General features: G+C 66.9%; 16 protein-coding genes and 1 pseudogene. 3 read left to right on the top strand and 14 right to left on the bottom strand.

All coding sequences use genetic code 11. From position 1 onward, the window contains the following. Positions 1-8 precede the first annotated feature (8 nt). Positions 9-1,094 carry an N-acetyltransferase family protein gene (locus ACLQ62_RS15150; protein WP_411722460.1) on the top strand — a complete coding sequence of 362 codons (1,086 nt, stop codon included), beginning with the start codon at positions 9-11 and terminating at the stop codon, positions 1,092-1,094. Positions 1,095-1,186: 92 nt separating this feature from the next. Here the strand turns inward: ACLQ62_RS15150 and mutM are convergent, their stop codons facing one another. The 9 genes from mutM to ACLQ62_RS15105 form a co-directional block, all read right to left on the bottom strand. Beyond that, on the bottom strand, positions 1,187-2,083 hold the full coding sequence (gene mutM / locus ACLQ62_RS15145) for a bifunctional DNA-formamidopyrimidine glycosylase/DNA-(apurinic or apyrimidinic site) lyase (RefSeq protein WP_411722459.1): 897 nt from the start codon (positions 2,081-2,083) through the stop codon (positions 1,187-1,189). Continuing rightward, complete coding sequence (rnc, locus tag ACLQ62_RS15140) at positions 2,067-2,765, bottom strand: ribonuclease III (RefSeq protein ID WP_411722458.1); 699 nt, start codon at positions 2,763-2,765, stop codon at positions 2,067-2,069. The genes mutM and rnc overlap by 17 nt, the downstream gene beginning before the upstream one ends. Positions 2,766-2,797: 32 nt before the next feature. Next, a complete protein-coding gene (gene rpmF, locus ACLQ62_RS15135; RefSeq protein WP_411722457.1) occupies positions 2,798-3,001 on the bottom strand; it encodes a 50S ribosomal protein L32 in 204 nt (67 codons plus the stop codon). 3 nt (positions 3,002-3,004) lie between these two features. After that, the gene (locus ACLQ62_RS15130) at positions 3,005-3,604 is read right to left on the bottom strand and encodes a YceD family protein (protein WP_411722456.1); all 600 of its coding nucleotides are present in this window, start codon (positions 3,602-3,604) and stop codon (positions 3,005-3,007) included. Positions 3,605-3,632: 28 nt separating this feature from the next. Next, positions 3,633-5,936, bottom strand: coding sequence for a DUF3488 and transglutaminase-like domain-containing protein (locus ACLQ62_RS15125; RefSeq protein WP_411722455.1), 2,304 nt, complete (start codon positions 5,934-5,936; stop codon positions 3,633-3,635). Beyond that, positions 5,923-7,260 (bottom strand): DUF58 domain-containing protein, encoded by a 1,338-nt coding sequence (locus tag ACLQ62_RS15120; protein WP_411722454.1) that lies wholly within the window; start codon positions 7,258-7,260, stop codon positions 5,923-5,925. The genes ACLQ62_RS15125 and ACLQ62_RS15120 overlap by 14 nt, the downstream gene beginning before the upstream one ends. 2 nt (positions 7,261-7,262) lie before the next feature. Beyond that, on the bottom strand, positions 7,263-8,294 hold the full coding sequence (locus ACLQ62_RS15115; RefSeq protein WP_411722453.1) for an AAA family ATPase: 1,032 nt from the start codon (positions 8,292-8,294) through the stop codon (positions 7,263-7,265). Continuing rightward, positions 8,291-8,773, bottom strand: coding sequence for a pantetheine-phosphate adenylyltransferase (gene coaD, locus ACLQ62_RS15110; RefSeq protein ID WP_411722452.1), 483 nt, complete (start codon positions 8,771-8,773; stop codon positions 8,291-8,293). Before coaD ends, ACLQ62_RS15115 begins: the two co-directional genes overlap by 4 nt. A 92-nt stretch (positions 8,774-8,865) precedes the next feature. Next, positions 8,866-11,049, bottom strand: a complete 2,184-nt coding sequence (locus ACLQ62_RS15105; RefSeq protein ID WP_411722451.1) for an ATP-dependent DNA helicase RecG — start codon at positions 11,047-11,049, stop codon at positions 8,866-8,868. A 107-nt stretch (positions 11,050-11,156) separates the two neighbouring features. Between ACLQ62_RS15105 and rsmD the strand changes: the two genes are divergently transcribed. Beyond that, positions 11,157-11,726 carry a 16S rRNA (guanine(966)-N(2))-methyltransferase RsmD gene (rsmD, locus tag ACLQ62_RS15100; protein WP_411722450.1) on the top strand — a complete coding sequence of 190 codons (570 nt, stop codon included), beginning with the start codon at positions 11,157-11,159 and terminating at the stop codon, positions 11,724-11,726. 109 nt (positions 11,727-11,835) lie between these two features. Here the strand turns inward: rsmD and thiL are convergent, their stop codons facing one another. Next, on the bottom strand, positions 11,836-12,849 hold the full coding sequence (gene thiL, locus ACLQ62_RS15095; RefSeq protein ID WP_411722449.1) for a thiamine-phosphate kinase: 1,014 nt from the start codon (positions 12,847-12,849) through the stop codon (positions 11,836-11,838). 24 nt (positions 12,850-12,873) lie between these two features. Between thiL and ACLQ62_RS15090 the strand changes: the two genes are divergently transcribed. Beyond that, positions 12,874-13,377, top strand: coding sequence for a DUF3515 family protein (locus ACLQ62_RS15090; protein ID WP_411722448.1), 504 nt, complete (start codon positions 12,874-12,876; stop codon positions 13,375-13,377). Between the two features lie 210 nt (positions 13,378-13,587). On the opposite strand, the gene ACLQ62_RS15085 is transcribed toward ACLQ62_RS15090, so the two are convergent. From ACLQ62_RS15085 to ACLQ62_RS15070, 4 genes and pseudogenes are all read right to left on the bottom strand, one after another. Beyond that, positions 13,588-14,688 (bottom strand): D-alanine--D-alanine ligase family protein, encoded by a 1,101-nt coding sequence (locus ACLQ62_RS15085; protein ID WP_411722471.1) that lies wholly within the window; start codon positions 14,686-14,688, stop codon positions 13,588-13,590. Beyond that, entirely contained in the window at positions 14,591-15,718 is a 1,128-nt protein-coding gene (locus ACLQ62_RS15080; protein WP_411722447.1) for an NAD(P)H-dependent glycerol-3-phosphate dehydrogenase, read from the bottom strand. Before ACLQ62_RS15080 ends, ACLQ62_RS15085 begins: the two co-directional genes overlap by 98 nt. Further along, complete coding sequence (locus tag ACLQ62_RS15075) at positions 15,715-16,482, bottom strand: lysophospholipid acyltransferase family protein (RefSeq protein ID WP_411722446.1); 768 nt, start codon at positions 16,480-16,482, stop codon at positions 15,715-15,717. Before ACLQ62_RS15075 ends, ACLQ62_RS15080 begins: the two co-directional genes overlap by 4 nt. After that, positions 16,482-16,875 (bottom strand): annotated as a pseudogene (locus ACLQ62_RS15070) (UDP-N-acetylglucosamine 1-carboxyvinyltransferase); the annotation flags it as partial. The pseudogene ACLQ62_RS15070 and the gene ACLQ62_RS15075, both read right to left, overlap by 1 nt.

Here is a 16,875-nt window from a genome sequence, read left to right as displayed (position 1 = left end):
GAGCTGCCATGAGCACCGAGGTTCTCGACGGGCTGACCATCCACGAATTTTCTGTGCCGGCGACTCTCGAGAGCGAGGGCGGCGACGACTTCGCCGAAATGGTTGCCATGCGGAACCAGGTGGAAAGCGAAATTCTGGGAACCGATGACTTCAGTGCGACGCCGAAGGAACTTCTGCCCTTCTTCCTCGACCGCTTCAACCCGAAACGACTCTTTCTTGCGCGCATGGACGGACGGATCGTTGGTCGAGGCGTTTACGAGTGGCAGCCGGAGGAGAGCGCGACGGCGGCCTTCATCGAAGTACAGGTCGCTCAGAACATGAGGCGTCGCGGGATCGGCACGTCGTTGCTCCGCGTACTCGAGGGTGCCGCTGCGGCAGATGGTCTCCGGGTGATCCAGTCGTGGAGTTCGCACCTGCCGGCCGTCAGCGACGACGTCCTCGAGCCGCCGACCGGCTTCGGTGCGATCGAGAGGAACTCTGCCGCCGCTCGTTTCGCGCAGTCGCATGGGTACACCCTCGAGCAGGTCGACCGCATCTCCCGGATCGACCTGCCTGTCGACCCGGCACTCCTCGCGGCGAAGCGGGCGGATGCCGCGGCTCACGCTCCCGGTTACGACATAGTGCAGTGGGAGGGCCGCTGCCCCGAGGAGTGGCTCAGCGACATGGCGCACCTGCATCAGCGGATGTCGACGGATGCCCCCATGGCCGCCATCGAGTTCGCCGAGGAGGACTGGGATGAGGCGCGCGTCAGGAACCTCGACGACATGAACATGGGCGGTGGACGACTCAATCTCTCGTCGGCCGCTCGACACCTGGAGTCGGACCAGCTCGTTGGATTCACCGAGATCTCGCTGCCGGAACAGGAAGGGAGGCCGGCGAGCCAGTGGGACACGCTCGTACTCAAGGAGCACCGCGGGCACCGTCTCGGGATGCTGCTCAAGGTCGCGAATCTCGAACTACTGCAGAGGGTCTCTCCGGTGACGCCGCGCGTCACGACGTACAACGCCGAGGAGAACCGCCCCATGCTCGACGTCAACGAAGCGGTCGGCTTCGTGCCCACGGCGTATGAAGCGGCCTGGAAGAAAACGGCCTGATCCGAACGGCCCACGAATTCACCCGTTGCGGACGCGATCACCCAGCGCGCCACGTGAACGGGTCCGGAGCAGGTGAAGAGGCGAGCGACGGCTCAGCGGCGCCGCTGGCAGCGCGGGCAGAAGTGCGACGAGCGATTCATGAACTTTTCCCGCCGGATCGCTGTGCCGCACCGCGCGCACGCCTCACCCTGCCTGCCATACGCGTTGAGGCTGTGTGCGAAGTACCCGGACGCCCCGTTGACGTTCACATACTGCGCGTCGAAACTTGTACCGCCCTCGGCGAGGGCCTTGGCGAGCACCGCCCGCACCTCGGCCAGCAGCAACGCCGCACGACGACCGGAGAGTGTCGCCGCCACCTGGTCATAGTGGATTTTCGCGGCCCAGAGCGCCTCATCGGCGTAGATGTTCCCGATGCCGGAGATCAGGGTCTGGTCGAGCAGCGCCCGCTTGATGCCCGTCGCCTTCCGGCCAAGAACCGAGAGGAACCGGGCGTCGTCGAAGGCAGGATCGAGGGGGTCCCGGGCAATGTGAGCGACCTGGCTTGGCACGAGCGCCGGACCGGCGATCGCACCGGAGAAGCCGCCAGGGAAGTCGTCGACGGTCGGCAGCATCGTGTCGACGGCCATGCCGCCGAAAATGCGCTGATCGACGAAGTTGACGAGAAGCTCACCGTGCTCGGGCGATTCGATGCCGATACGAATTCGCGTCAGCCGGTCTTCAGCCCCTGGCGCCCGCAACAGCATCTGCCCGCTCATCCCGAGGTGTGTGACGAGCGCGGCACCGCTTCCGAGCGGGAACCAGAGGAACTTGCCCCGCCGTACCGCAGCCACGATCCGCTGTCCTTCGAGCACGTCGACGAACGTTCCGGATGCCACGTCGTGGCGTCTCAGGGACCGGGGATCGAAAACGTCGACGCCGGTGATGACGGCGCCGGTGACGGCAGGCTCCAGGCCGGCCCGAACGACCTCGACCTCAGGAAGCTCGGGCACTCAGCTCGGTCCACGCCGTCAACGCCGCAGCCATCTCGGCGTGCTTCTTGCTCGAACCCTCCCCGACAGCGGTCACCAGGTCGCCGACGGTGACGGTGGCGACGAAGACCCGGTCATGGTCGGGCCCTGAACTCTCCATCGTATAGACGGGGGCCGGAGCGTGGTGCGCGGCCGCTGCTTCCTGCAGGCTCGTCTTGGGGTCCATTGCCGCGCCGAACCGGGCGGGGTCGGCGAGCAGCGGTTCCACCAGCCGGAGCACGAGAGCGCTGGCGGTGTCGAGTCCCTGGTCGAGGTACACAGCACCGATGAGCGCTTCCATCGTGTCTGCGAGGATCGACGCCTTCTCGCGACCGCCGGTGAGCTCTTCTCCGCGGCCGAGCCGAAGGTACTTGCCGAGGCCGATGGTGTGGGCGATCTCGGCCAACGCAACGGTCGACACGACACTGGCGCGCATCTTCGCGAGGGCTCCCTCAGGGAGGTCCGGGTTCTCGCGGTAGAGCTTTTGCGTGACGGACAGACCGAGCACGGAGTCGCCGAGGAACTCGAGGCGCTCGTTGTGCGGGATGCCGCCGTTTTCGTACGCAAAAGAACGGTGGGTGAGCGCATGCTCGAGCACCGCTTCGTTAAGTGACACACCGAGGGTCGCAAGAAGCGGCCCTCGGTCTGTCGAGCTCTCTGTCATCAAGCTTCGATGCAGTTCAGCGATGTCGGAGACTAGATGTCGGCGACCTTGCGGCCCTTGTACTCCATGAAGAGTGCCGTGCCGGCGGAGTCTTCGACAACCTTGGCGCGGTGCGGCAGGCTGTAGGTGGTCTTGCCGTTTTCAACGGTCTTCACCAGGGTCGGGGCTTCGGCCTTCCACTGTGCACGGCGTGCACGGGTAGAGGCTCGTGACATTTTGCGCTTCGGAACAGCCATGTCTTATCTCTCTTCTTTGCTTACAGCATCCGAGTTGTCGGAGCCTGGGTCTGGGGAAAACCCGGCGAGCGCAGACCAGCGAGGATCGACGGTCTCTTGGGGCTTTCTGTCCGGGTTTTCTGCCAACCGCTCGCCGGTCTCTGGGTCGAGTCCGGGGCAATCTGGCTGGCATACCGGCTGAAACGGCAGCGACAAAACCACTGCGTCCCTGATGAGAGGTTCAAGATCCACGTGGTCATCGTGAACCTCATAGTCAGAGGCTTCATCACCAGAGTACGCGAAAAGTTCCTGAAACTCGACTTGGACACCCTGGCTGATGTCGGTAAGGCATCTGCCGCACTCACCGGTGGCGACCGTTTCGACCTCAGCGGTGACGAGAACGCCTTCGTGGACGGACTCCAGCCGAACGCGCTCATGGATCGGTGTGCCCTCGCGAACGGCAACGAGGCCCTCCCCGAACTGCTCAGGGGCGGGAACCACGAGATCGTGCTCACGCATCTCTCCGGGGCGCCGCACAAGGTCGCGGATATTGACCGCGAACGGCAGTTTCTTGTATTTACTCACACCTACGATTCTACCGCCCGCGGAATGGCGCACCTGCATACCGGCTGAATCGGCGGCAATCGAGCGATCAGGCGGGTTCGAGAACTCTGCCGCGGTACACCGGGGTGAGAACGGATGCGGGGGCGATCGTCGCCCGCACGCGGTCGAGCATCCCGGCACGGTGACGCAGCGCTGCGACCACGGTGTCGGTGTTTTCTGCGACGGTGAGCCCGGCTCGTCGGGTGGTCCGGTCCGGGTCGGCGAACCTCAGGTGTTCGACCGCGTCGAGGAGTGAGGCAAGTGCGTCCTGTTCTGAGGTCGTGAAAGCGGATTGCGCGGCCAGTCCGGCGGCGAACGCCCGTGGCGTGTCGGCGTCACTGACGGGGATGCCGTAATCCTGGGCGGCATCCGATATCTCACGCCAGGCCGTCAACGGTCCCGCCCGGCCGGATCGCAGCGCACGTGCACGGAGGCGTCGCCGGAACGCGCGGAGGATGCCGGGCGAACCGAGGAGAAGCAGAAGAAGGAGGGCTGCGCTGGTGAGCACCTCGGCGGGTGGCTCGACGGCACCTCCGCCGGCGGAGGACGTCGTCGAATCGGGAGCGACCGGCGTCTGCTCCCCTTGGACGCGTTCGCTCGCCCGTGCGTCCTGCACGTCGCGTCCGTCCGCGCCACTGGATTCGGGTCGTGCATAATCGGGCACAACGCCGCGGCCGGGCGTCGGCTCGAATGGGACCCAGCCGATACCGCTGAAATACAGTTCGGGCCAGGCGTGCAGGTCGTCGGTAGCGACGGTGTATGTGAGCCTCGACTCCGCACCGACGACCCGGTCACCGGGGAGATAGCCGAGCGAAACCCGGGCGGGGATGCCTGCCATCCGGGCGAGGATCGCCATCGCAGAGGAGAAGTGCACGCAGTAGCCGCTCTTCTTCTCCAGGAATTCTGCGATCACCTCGAACCCATCGCCGTCGTATCCGTCATCGACTGGGGCGTCGACCGAGTAGAGGAAAGGAGAACCTCGAAGGTACTGCTGGATCGCGAACGCCGTGTCGTAAGCGTTCTCCGTCTCTGCCGTAATCGTTGCCAGCGTATCGGTGAGGATGGCGGGAACGTCTTCGGGCAGATCGAGGAATCGCTCGACGTTCGGAGGAACCTCCGGCTGCGCCGCGATGAGCTGCTCACGCGTGGGCTGGATCAGAACGCTCTCGGCAATGTAGCTCTGGCCGCTCGCGCTGGACAGTCTGCTCGACAGGGTCAGCCCTTCGACGTCCCACATCCAGCGCCCGTCTGCTCCGACCACCCGCACACTGGGGAACGGCACCGGCAGCCAGGGCGCGACCATCCCGTCAACCTGAACGGTGGTTGTCGTCGGCTCGGTCAGGATCTCATCCGCGAGACCGGGCACGTCGAGCAGGGTGCCGGGCGCGTTGAGTTGCCGAACCCGATCCCCACCTGCCGACCAGGTCGTGCCGTTGAACTCGTCGAGAGTCAGTAACCGGAAGTACAGGGATTCGTCGGTGGTGGTCGTATAGGAGAACTGCTGGGCGCCGCCCGGGCGGCGAAGATCCTTCCCGAGGTCGACGAGCGGGCTCACTCCACTGCCGAAAACCGACCCTCCGCTGGAGGGAAGCAGACTCTCACCGTTGTACCCCGGCGCGGCGGCCGCGAAGAGGAGCGATCCGATCACCGTGAGCGCCCCGATGCCGAGAACTCCGGCGGGCCGTGACGTCGACAACCGGCGCACCCGGGTGTCCGTCCAGAGCACCAGGAGGAATGCCGCTCCGCACAGGGCGAGCGCGACGAGGTTGATTTCGCCGTCCACGAAGCCAGGAACGAGGGCGATAGCGACCGCCGGGAATCCGACCACCGCAGACATCCGTCCGGCGACCGCGACGGCGTCGAGCAGCAGCGCGAAGGCCCCAGCCCCGATGGCGAGGATGAAACGGATGCCCATGTCGGCTTCAGCGGGCGTGCCCTGTCGCGCGATCGACACAAGCCCGTCACGACCGAGCTCACCGAACACCCCGGCGGTGTCGAAGGTCGGTAGAACGAGCGCGAAGGACGCGTCCGGGGCGAAGAAGAGGATGAGGAGCGCCAGCCAGACAACGGCACCGACAAGCGTGGCAACCCAGGTGCGCACTCCCATTGACCGAGCCGCTGCCGCGGACGCGAGCACGAGACTGCCCAGAACTGCGATGCCGAGCCACCAGGACGCGCCGGCGAGCAGGGGGCTGAGGGTGGAGACGGTGACGACGTAGAGGAAGATCAGGGCCCAGCTCAGAGGCCAGAGGCGGTGCGCAAGCGAGCGTCGTTCGGCAACAGCCGGGCCAGCGGGGGCCGGGGCGCGGGTCGCAGGCGTCACGTCAGGTCGAGGGGGGCTAAGTACGGACACGGGAATCCGCCTTTCCTGCCGCGGCCGAGTCGCCGAAGGCGACGCGTGTCCACGCGGACTGGACACTCGTGTGCTCGTCGGTCAGGGCGGTGCGCCAGCCCGCATCCGCCAACGTGCGAACCTCGTCGAAGTTCGGCCTGGCCGTCGAGCCGCCCGTCCTGGTGAGGAACACGACTGCGGGATCGGCGTTCACCTTCGTCGCGACGAGACCGCGCGCGCCGAGCGGTGACAGCCGCCCCAGGACAACGAACACCGGCATGACGGTGCCCGTGCGTCGAATCACCGGGTGCAGGCCGGCACTGACGTCGTACAGGTCGGAGACGCTGAACCGTTCGGTCTGCGCGAGGATATCGAGCAGTCCGCCTGAGTCGCTCGGCGCGAACCGGGAGATTCGGTACGGCACCGTCCCATCGGCGAACGGAATGGCATCCGTCGCGCTTTCGATGAGGGAGACGGCATAACCCGCGTCGAGCAGGTGAATACCGAGTGAGGCGGTCAGTTCGACCATGCGTTCGAAGTGCTCAGGCGAGGCGGCGCCAACCGCCTGGTTTTTCGCAGCAAACGCCGTGTCGAGGAGCAACGCCGCTTCCGGGTCACCCTCCTGCTCCTCCTGCCGCACCATGAGCTCACCACGCCGCGCCGTCTGCCGCCAGTGCACCCGGCGGAGAGGGTCGCCTGCACGGTATTCACGGGCGATGAGTTCATCGGCGCGCTGTATCGCGAGCATGTTGAGGTCGTGCTGGGCTCCGTCGCCGCTCGAGGACCGGAGACCGGCGTCCGCGAGTACCGTGACCCGGGGAGTGACGATCAGCGGCTGGGGATCCGCGATCCGCCGTTCGGTGGTGACGAGGCCGAACGGATCACCATGATTCACCCGGAGTGGACCGATGAGGAACCGGCCGCGGTGCGCTGAACGCAACTCGTATTCGAGCAGGGCCCGGTAACCGCTGATGCTCCCCGGCAGGCGACGCGGCAGTTCGCCGCTCGGCACCCGCGCGAACACCGGTGGCACGTCGTCTCGCCATGACGCGATCGAGGAGATGTCGTCGTCCCGCGTTTCGACGATGGTGCGCACGATGGCGGGTTCTCCCACCGAGACGGATGCGGGCGAGAAGGTGCGTGTGGCGGTGAGGCGCGGGCGGTGAGTGCGCACGTAGACGGCGGATCCGGTGAACATCAGGACCAGGAACAGGAACAGGAACAGGCCTTCCCTGCGGTCGATGACCGTGGCTGCTATGAGCACAGCCGTCGCCACGAACAGCACACCCCAGCCTCGTGCCGTTGGACGAACGGCACGGAATCGGCCCGGCTGCGCGGCGCGCATGGTTACCTCGTGTTCGAAGGCGGCACAACCGCCGTTTCGATGATGCCACGAACCAGTTCGGCGATGAGGTCATCGCTGCGCTGGTGATGACCGAGTGCCCTGCTGGTGGGCATGAGGCGGTGGCCGAGCACGGGAAGTGCCAGTTCATCGATGTCGTCCGGCAGCACGAAATCGCGACCGGCCACCAGGGCGAGCGCCTTCGCGGCCCTGACCAGCTGCAGCGTCGCCCTGGGGCTCGCTCCGAGGCGGAGATCCGGGTGTGCGCGGGTCGCACGAACGATACCGACCGCGTACTCCTTGACACTCCGCGAAACGTACACTTTCCGCACCGAGACCATCATGCGCTGCAGCGACGCCGCGGAGACCACTGGTTCGAGTGTTGACAGAGGGTTGGAGGTGTCGCGTGTGGTGAGCATGCTCAGCTCGGAGGTCTCATCCGGGTACCCCATCGAGATCCGGGCCATGAACCGGTCGCGCTGGGCTTCCGGCAGCGCGTAGGTGCCTTCCATTTCGATCGGGTTCTGGGTCGCGATGACCGTGAACGGGCTCGACAGCGGGTAGGTCGACCCGTCGACCGTGACCTGGCGTTCCTCCATGCACTCGAGCAGGGCGGACTGGGTCTTCGGCGATGCCCGGTTGATTTCGTCGCCGATGACGATGTTGGCGAACACGGCGCCTGGCTTGAATTCGAATCGGCGGTCGGCCTGGTTGTAGACCGAGATCCCGGTGACATCGCTCGGCAGCAGGTCGGGGGTGAACTGGATCCGGCTCACCGTCGCATGCACGCTCCTCGCGAGCGCCTTCGCGAGCATCGTCTTCCCGACGCCGGGGACATCTTCGATGAGGAGGTGCCCTTCGGCGAGAAGCACGGTCAGCGCCGTCCGCACCGCGTCATGTTTGCCGTCGATCACCGATTCCACATTGCGGATGATGTCGCCGGCGAGCCGGTGCGCCTCACTGGTTGGTAACCCGACCGCATCCTCGACGAAGGCGGTCGAACCGTCGGTCGGGGCGTGGGTGGGCAGGCTGGTCATGATCGTGTCAGGAAGTCGGCCACGGCGGATGGGACATAGGGGCTGACATCGCCGCCGAGTCCGGACACTTGCCGGACGAGCGAACTCGACACGTGGGCGTGGGCGGGGTCAGGCAGCATGAAGATCGTTTCGACCCCGGCGAGGTGCCTGTTCACGATCGCCATCGGTGTCTCGTACGCGACGTCGACCTGGGAACGGATGCCTTTCACCAGCACGGATGCCCCCACGTCGGTCGCGTAGTCCACGAGTAGTCCGACGCTCCACGAGGCGACGACGATGTTGCCGGGCGAACCGGCATCCTGAATCGACGTCTCCAGCAGGGAGACACGTTCGGCGATCGGCAGCAGAGCCGTCTTGGCCGGGTTGTGGACGACCAGAACGTGAAGTTCGTCGAACAGCCCGGCGGCACGCAGGATGACGTCCATGTGACCCAGGGTGACGGGGTCGAATGAGCCCGGAACGACGGCGATCCTTTGCATTCCTCAAGCCTAGCGGGAGCACCAATCCCGGGGCCACGACAGACAGAAAATGGTCAGGCTCCGCTGGACGCTCGTTCGGGTGACAGGGGAACTCAGTTTTTTGACAGAGCTGCGCGTGCGGAGGCGTCGACTCGGTGTTCCAGTGCCGCGCGAAGGGCTGGGTACTCCGAGAGCGCGGGGTCCGCATCGAGCACCGCGGCCGCCTCGGAGCGGGCCAGGGTGATGAGATCTCCGTCATGCGCGACGCGGAGGAGTTTGAGCGAGGAACGACCGCCGGACTGGGCGCTGCCGAGCACGTCGCCCTCCTGACGGAGCTCGAGGTCGACCTGGGCGAGCTCGAAGCCGTCGAGGGTCGCGGCGACAGCATCCACCCGTTCCCGCGCGATGCTGCCCGGTTCGGCTGCGGTGACGAGCAGGCACAGCCCGGGCAGACTGCCCCGGCCGACGCGGCCCCGCAGCTGGTGCAGTTGGGAGACTCCGAATCGGTCGGCGTCGAGGACGACCATCGCCGCGGCGTTCGGCACGTCGACGCCCACTTCAATCACGGTGGTGGCCACGAGGATGTCAATACCGCCCGCCGCGAACTGCCGCATGATCGAGTCCTTTTCGTCGCTTGGCATCCGGCCGTGAAGCGAGGCGAGCCGCAGCGATCGGGTGGCCTCGATTGCGGACAGTTCTGCGAGGGTGCCGACAACCGTCGCACGAGGGCGTTCCGCCGACTCCGGCGCTGCGACCGGTTCGTCGTCGACGGGTGGTTCCCCGTCGTCCTCTGGTTGGCCCACGTCGATGGCCGGGCAGACGACGAAGGCCTGCCTGCCTGCGGCCACCTCCTCGGAGAGCCGGGCCCACGCCCGGTGGATCCACCCTGGGTGGTCGACGAGCCCGACGACGAAGGTTTCGATGCCTGCTCGGCCTGCAGGCAGTTCGCGGATGGTACTCACGTCGAGATCGCCGAACACCGTCATCGCGACGGTACGCGGAATCGGTGTGGCGGTCAGCACCAGCACGTGCGGCGGCCTCCTGCCCTTTTGGCGAAGCGTCTCCCGCTGTTCAACGCCGAAGCGGTGCTGCTCGTCGACGACGACCAGGCCGAGATCGTAGAAGGTCACGCTCTCACTGAGCAGCGCGTGGGTACCGATGACGATCTTCGCCTGGCCGCTGACGATCCTGAGCATTGCCCGCCTGCGCTCAGCGACCGGCATCTGCCCGGTGAGGAGCGTTGGCATGAGGCTCGCCGCGAGGTCGGGGCCGAGCGACTTCACGATCGACCGGAGGTGCTGACCGGCGAGGACCTCCGTCGGCGCGAGAAGCGCGGCCTGGCCGCCGGATTCCGCGACGGTGAGCATGGCGCGAAGCGCGACGAGGGTCTTTCCTGAGCCGACCTCGCCCTGCACGAGCCGGTTCATCGGCACCGGTTGCGCCAGGTCCTTGGCGATCTCAGCACCGACCAGGTTCTGGTCACCGGTGAGGGTGAACGGGAGGGCGGCGTCGAAGCGTTCGAGCAGGCTTCCAGGCGCGGCGGTCCTCGGGGTCGTTTCTTCGAGCTTCGCGATCTGCCGTTGCTGGAGGAGAGCGGCCTGCAGGAGGAAAGCCTCTCGATGGCGGAGGGCGTCGCGCGCGACGTGGGCGTCGGCATCCGTTTTCGGGCGGTGGATCAGTTCGAGCGCTTCGCCGTAGCTGAGCAGGTTCTCGCGGCTGCGGACCTCGTCGGGGATCGGATCGGGAAGAGGCCCGAGCCCGTCGAGCACGACAGCCATCGCTTTCGCCACCTGCCAGCTCGCCACGCTCGCCGTCGCCGGGTATATCGGGATCGGAGTCATCGCCCATGAGCGGGCGGCTTCGGCGCTCGAGCCCCGCTCGGCTGCTTCGAAAAGTTCGTAGTCGGGGTGGGCGAGCTGCAGCACGCCCTTGTAGTCGCCCACCTTGCCGGCGAAAATGCCGCGAACCCCTGGGGCGAGTTCCTTCGACCGCCAGGCCTGGTTGAAGAACGTGAGGACGAGGATGCCCTGGCCGTCGGTGATGCGGACTTCGAGGATCGACCCGCGGCGTGCCTTCATCGGCCGTTCCTGCACGGTGAGGACCTCGGCGACGATCGTGACGCTTTCGCCGACCGGAATCCGGTTCAGCGCTGTCAATTCACCTCGTCGGGCGTATCGGCGCGGGTAGTGCTCGAGGAAGTCCCCGACCGTCACCACGCCGAACGCCCTCTTGAAAGCGGCGGCGGTCCGCCCGCCCAGCACACCCTCGAGCTTGGTGGCGGTGGGGTCGGTCGGCATACGTCGAGTCTAAGCAACGCCACCGACGCGCCGGGTCGGCAGCTGGATGCGTGGCGCTGAGCGAACGCGAGGGCTCGGCAAAGCTGTTGCCCGGGTACTGTTGGCGGGTGACGAGAATCGTGTCCGGGTTCGCCGGTTCCCTGCCCCTGAAGGTGCCGAAGTCGGGAACCCGCCCGACGAGCGACCAGGTGCGCGAGGCGATGTTCTCGGCACTCGAGGCACGCGGTGCGGTGGACGGCGCCCAGGTTCTCGACCTGTATGCCGGTTCGGGAGCACTCGGCCTGGAGGCAGCGAGCCGGGGGGCCGCAGAGGTCGTCCTCGTGGAACGGGCGGCGACCGCCGCAGCGGTGTGCCGCAGCAACGCGCTCGCGGTGCAGAAGGCATCCCCGGGCAAACTGATGGTCTCGGTCGCGGCACGCTCCGTGCAGAGCTATCTCGACTCAGCCGTCGGCACGTTCGACCTCGTGTTCCTCGACCCGCCGTACGACCTCCCCGACGCCGAACTCACGGGAAACCTGGCGACGCTCCCCCGCATCCTCTCGAGGGACGCCCTCGTGGTCGTTGAACGGAGCACCAGAACGCCTGAACCGTCCTGGCCGGCCGGGCTCACTCCGGTGCGCTCGAAGAAGTACGGCGAAACCATGGTCTGGTGGGCGGTACCGGCCGACGCCGAGTAGAACGCGCGTTCAGCCGCCATTTCACTCGCTCCGGACGGATACACCCGGCGCACCGCGTGGGCGGGTCCGGAGCGAGTGAAATCGTGAACGCGCGGCGCGGCATCCGGGGTCAACCAGTGCGGCCATCCCAGCCGACGTACGGGTCCCAGCCGAGCACGCCGCCCACGGCCTCCTTGTCGAGTGTGACCCCGGCGCCGGAGAGGACGCGGCCGATCACCCGGAACTCGTCCGGGAGCACTGTGTCGGGACGGAAGGTGGCGAGCAGCGCATGGTCCTCTCCCCCGCGCAGCGCCGACTCGGGATCTTCGCCGAGCGCGTCCCGGTGCAGGTCGATGCAGACTCCGCTGGCGCGGGCGATCCGGGCGGCATCGAGTGCGAGGCCGTCCGAGACGTCGAGCATGGCCGTGGCGCCGGCGACGGCAGCGTCCACACCGGAGGAGATCGGCGGCGACGGCGCCAGTTGAGCTCCGACGAGCCGTGGTTCTCGGGCGCGCACGGCAGCAGCCGCAGCAGCGTCCGGGTTCCCGTTGGCATCCACCCCTTCGTCGAACAAGAGGCGAAGCCCGGCAGCGGCGACGCCGGCGTTGCCGGCCAGAGCAACCACATCGCCGACCCGAGCGCCGCTCCGCAGTACGGGCGGCCGGCCCTCGAGGTCTCCGAACGCGGTGACGGCGAGGGTGAGCGTGTCAGAAACGGACATGTCTCCCCCGACGACCCCACAGCCCGGCGCGAGAAGCGCGCAGGCGTCACGCAGGCCGGCCGAGATTCCCTCGAGCACGCCGACCGGGGTGTCCAGCGTCGCGGCGATGGCGACGACGAGTCCGGTCGGCCTCGCACCCATGGCGGCGATATCAGCGAGGTTCGAGGCGGCGGCCTTCCAGCCGAGGTCGTGTGGATCGGACCAGGCGAGACGGAAGTCCGGGCCGTGGACCATCATGTCCGTGGTGACGACGAAGCGCCCGTCGGGGGCGGCGAGCACCGCCGCGTCGTCCCCCGGACCCAGAAGCTGACTGTCGGCCACGGGCAGCAGCGGGAAGATGCGGTCGAGCACCGCCAGCTCGTGTACATCGTGCACGGTGTCGGATTCCGGCCGCCGTTCAGGCTTCTCAAGGCTCTGGCTCATGCGTTCAACGGTAGCCTGAGAGGGATGTCCTCCCGCACCGCCCTCCGCTCCCTCGCCCGCACCACCGTTCTCGTCGCCCTCGCAACCACCCTTCTCACTGGCTGTGTGCAGGCCGTGCCGCTCGAACCGGCCGACAACGCCAACGACCCGGCATGCGCGGACGTGACCGTTCGACTGCCAGACACGGTGGCAGACAAGCCCAAGCGGGAAACCACAGCGCAGGCGACAGGTGCATGGGGAGATCCCGCCGCCGTCCTCTTGCACTGCGGTGTCGCCGTTCCTGGCCCGACCACCGACGCCTGCATCGCCCTCAACGGCGTCGACTGGATCGCCGACGAGTCCGAGGCAGCGAGCGACACCTACCGGTACACCACCTACGGACGTGACCCGGCCGTCGAGGTCGTCATCAACGCGGACCCCGAGACGGGTGGTGTTTCAGGAACGACAGCGCTCATCGACCTCACCTCGGCCGTTTCAGCGATCCCGGCCACCTCGGCGTGCCTCGCGCCGAGCGACGTCCTCGAGTAGCCCAAGCACCTTCGACTTCACGTGTTCCGGACGCACACACCCGGTACACCGGGTGAACCCGACCGGAACGGGTGATCCGGCCCCGAACCGCTCAGGCGCCTCGCCGCGCCGGTGCCGCCGCGCCTCAGCCGCGACTTCACGTGTTCCGGACGCAGACACCCGGTACACCGGGTGATCCCGACCGGAACGGGTGATCCGGTCCCGAACAGCTCAGGCGCCTCGCCGCGCGGCAGCCACGTCGAGCAGTTCGGTGATGAGGTCGGAGTAGCTGAGCCCTGACCGGATCCAGCAGGTGGGGAACATCGAGATCGGCGTGAAGCCGGGCATCGTGTTGACCTCGTTGACGATGATGCCGCCGTCTGCGGGCAGGAAGAAGTCGACACGGGCGAGTCCCTCAGCGCCGATCGCCTCGAACGCACGGATGGCGACGCGCTGCAGTTCGGCGAGCTCGTCGTCCGACAGTTCAGCCGGGCAGACCAGGTCGATGCCCGGCGCGTCGAGGTACTTCGCGTCGAAGTCGTAGAACTCCCGGCCAGACAGCACGATCTCCCCGGCGACGGATGCCCGTGCGGGCTCCCCCGGACGGCCGCCGAGTACCGCGATCTCCAGCTCACGACCGGGCACGCCGGCCTCGACGAGAACCTTCCAGTCCTCAGCGAACGCGGTCGCCATGGCGACGTCGAGTTCCGCGGCGTTGGAGACGCGGCTCACCCCGACACTGGAACCCGCCCGGGCGGGTTTGACGAAGACCGGAGATCCGAGAGCTTCGAGCGCCTCTGCGGCGATGGCCGGGCGAGCCCGGTAATCCTCTGCGGTGACCGTGCGCCACGGTGCCACGGTGATGCCGGCGTGTTCGAGAACGGTTTTGGTGAAGTGCTTGTCCATGCCGAGCGCTGAGGCGAGCACGCCGCTGCCGACATAGGGGTACCCGACGAGCTCGAGCATGCCCTGCAGCGTGCCGTCCTCACCGAACGGGCCGTGCAGGATCGGGAACACGATGTCGGGGCTGCCCAGCGACCGCTCAGCGCCGTCCGCCGTCGTGACGCGCAGTTCCCGGGAACGGATGCTGTCCGGCCAGCACACGCGGGACCCGTTGTCGGAGACCTCGGGCAGGCGCGCCGGGTCGAGCGCGAACTTCGCCGGGTCGTCGTCCTCGAGCACGAAAGCGCCGTCACGGGTGATTCCGACCGGGATGACATCGAAGAGGTCGCGGTCAATCGCTGTGAGGACTCCGCCCGCCGTCGCGCAACTGATTGAATGCTCGCTTGATCGACCTCCAAACAACACCACCACCAGGCGCTTCTGCGTCATCATTCGTCCTTTCGCCTTGCGGCTCGTCGCTGTCTGTCGTGAGGTGAGGTGCAATGTCTTTGGGGTCGAGTGTGCCGTCGAGGACCTGCTTGACCTGCTCGACGATCGGCATTTCGACACCGATCGATCGGGCCAGTTCGAGGATGGGCGCGACAGAGGCGAGACCTTCCGCCGTCTGCTGCATCTGCTTGACGACGGCGGAGAAACTGTATCCCTGCCCGAGCAGGCGTCCGGCGGTGTTGTTGCGGGACAGCGGTGACTGGCAGGTGGCGATGAGGTCGCCAAGGCCGGCGAGCCCGGCGAGGGTCTCGGCTTGTGCGCCCTGAGCGACCGCGAAGTCCGTCATCTCGACGAGGCCCCGGGTGATGATCGATGCTTTGGTGTTCTCGCCGTAGCCGACGCCGTCGACGATGCCGATTGCGACCGCGATGAGGTTCTTCAGAACCCCGCCGAATTCGGTACCGATGACATCCGTGTTGACGAACGTGCGGAAGTAGCGGTTCCGGGCAAGGAGCGCGACGGCCTGAGCGGTCTCGAGGCTCACCGAGGAGACGACGGCCGCTGTGGGCTGCTCACGGGCGATCTCGAGCGCGAGGTTCGGACCGGATGCCACGGCGATCCGCGACGGGTCGATGTCGAGTCCCTGCCGGATGACTTCGCTCATCCGCAGTCCTGATCGTTTCTCGACGCCCTTCATGAGGGAGATCACGATCGTCCCGGGTTCGAGTAACGGCCGCACGGCAACGAGGTTGTCCCGCAGCGACTGGCTTGGAACGGCGATGAATACCTGCTGTGCTCCCCGGAGAGCGTCGGCCAGGTTGGATGTCGCGGTGAGGTTCGCAGGCAGTTGCACGCCAGGCAGGTAGTCGCTGTTGCGGTGCTGCTTCGCGATCTCCCGGGCGAGTTCGGGTCGCCGCGCCCACATGGTGACGTCGGCGCCACCGTCGGCGAGGATCTTGCCGAAGGTGGTGCCCCAACTGCCGGTGCCGAGCACCGCAACCCGGGCCGGTGAGGTGAGTCGTCGGCTCAAAATCGGCCTGTGTCCTTCTGGTTGTGCTTGCTCGGGTCCCACGGCTCGTCCGGAGCCTTCTCGCCGCGAAGGTCCTCCAGAAGCGCGGTGATCTCCTTCATGACGACGGCCGTCGCCTCGGCGAGAGTCGCTGCGTCGAGCGGGCGGTTGGCGAACTCGGAAAGGTCGACGGGGTCGCCGACCTTGACGTCGATCCGCTTCGGCGGGAAGAAGTTGATTCTGCGCGAGTAACGCGCCATCACCTTGTCCGTGCCCCAATGCGCGATCGGCGTGATCGGGATGCCATGGGTCAGCGCGACCCGGACGGCTCCCGTCTTGCCGCGCATCGGCCACATTGCGGGGTCGCGGGTGAGTGAACCCTCGGGGTAGATGACGACGCCCTGGCCCTTCTCAACGAGAAGTCCACCCGCCTGAACCGGATCGCTGCCACGGGTCGACCCTGTGCGCTCCACCGGGATCTGGCCCGATTTGGTCAACAGCCAGCCGACAACGGGGACCTTGAAGAGCCCGGCCTTGGCCATGAACCGCGGCGCGCGGCCCATCTTCCAGACCGCGATCCCGATGACGATCGGGTCGATCTCACTGAAGTGGTTAGGAGCGAGGACGAACGGACCGTTCACCGGCAGCTTGTGCCCGTCCTGGACCCGGATCTTCATCATCAACCTGGCAGGAGGCAGCGCGATGCACGCCAGCAGCCAATAGATCGACGGCCGGGTCTTTTCCGGGCTCGCTCGCCGGCGCTGTTCGGTCTTCGGCACGCCCATCAGCCTTCGAGAACGAAATCTGCTCCCAGCTGTTCCAGCTTGGCGATGAATTTTTCGTAACCGCGGCTGATGATGCCGACGTTCGAGACCCTGGACGTTCCCTCCGCACTCAGGGCCGCGATGAGGTGGGAGAAGCCGCCGCGAAGGTCGGGCACGACGATGTCTGCGCCGCGAAGGTGCGTCGGGCCTGAGATGACAGCGGAGTGATTGAAGTTCCTCTGCCCGAACCGGCAGGCCTGTCCGCCGAGGCACTCCTTGTGGACCTGGATCGTCGCGCCCATCTCGACGAGTGCGTCGACGAAGCCGAATCGCTGCTCGTACACGGTCTCGTGAACGATCGAGACGCCCTTTGCTTTGGTCAGGGCGACGACGAGCGGCTGCTGCCAGTCGGTC

The sequence above is a fragment of the Mycetocola sp. genome, assembly GCF_046716805.1.
GTDB lineage: Bacteria > Actinomycetota > Actinomycetes > Actinomycetales > Microbacteriaceae > Mycetocola_A.
The sequence above is the reverse complement of the archived record's forward strand: the minus strand, read 5'-3'. Positions and strand labels throughout refer to the sequence as shown.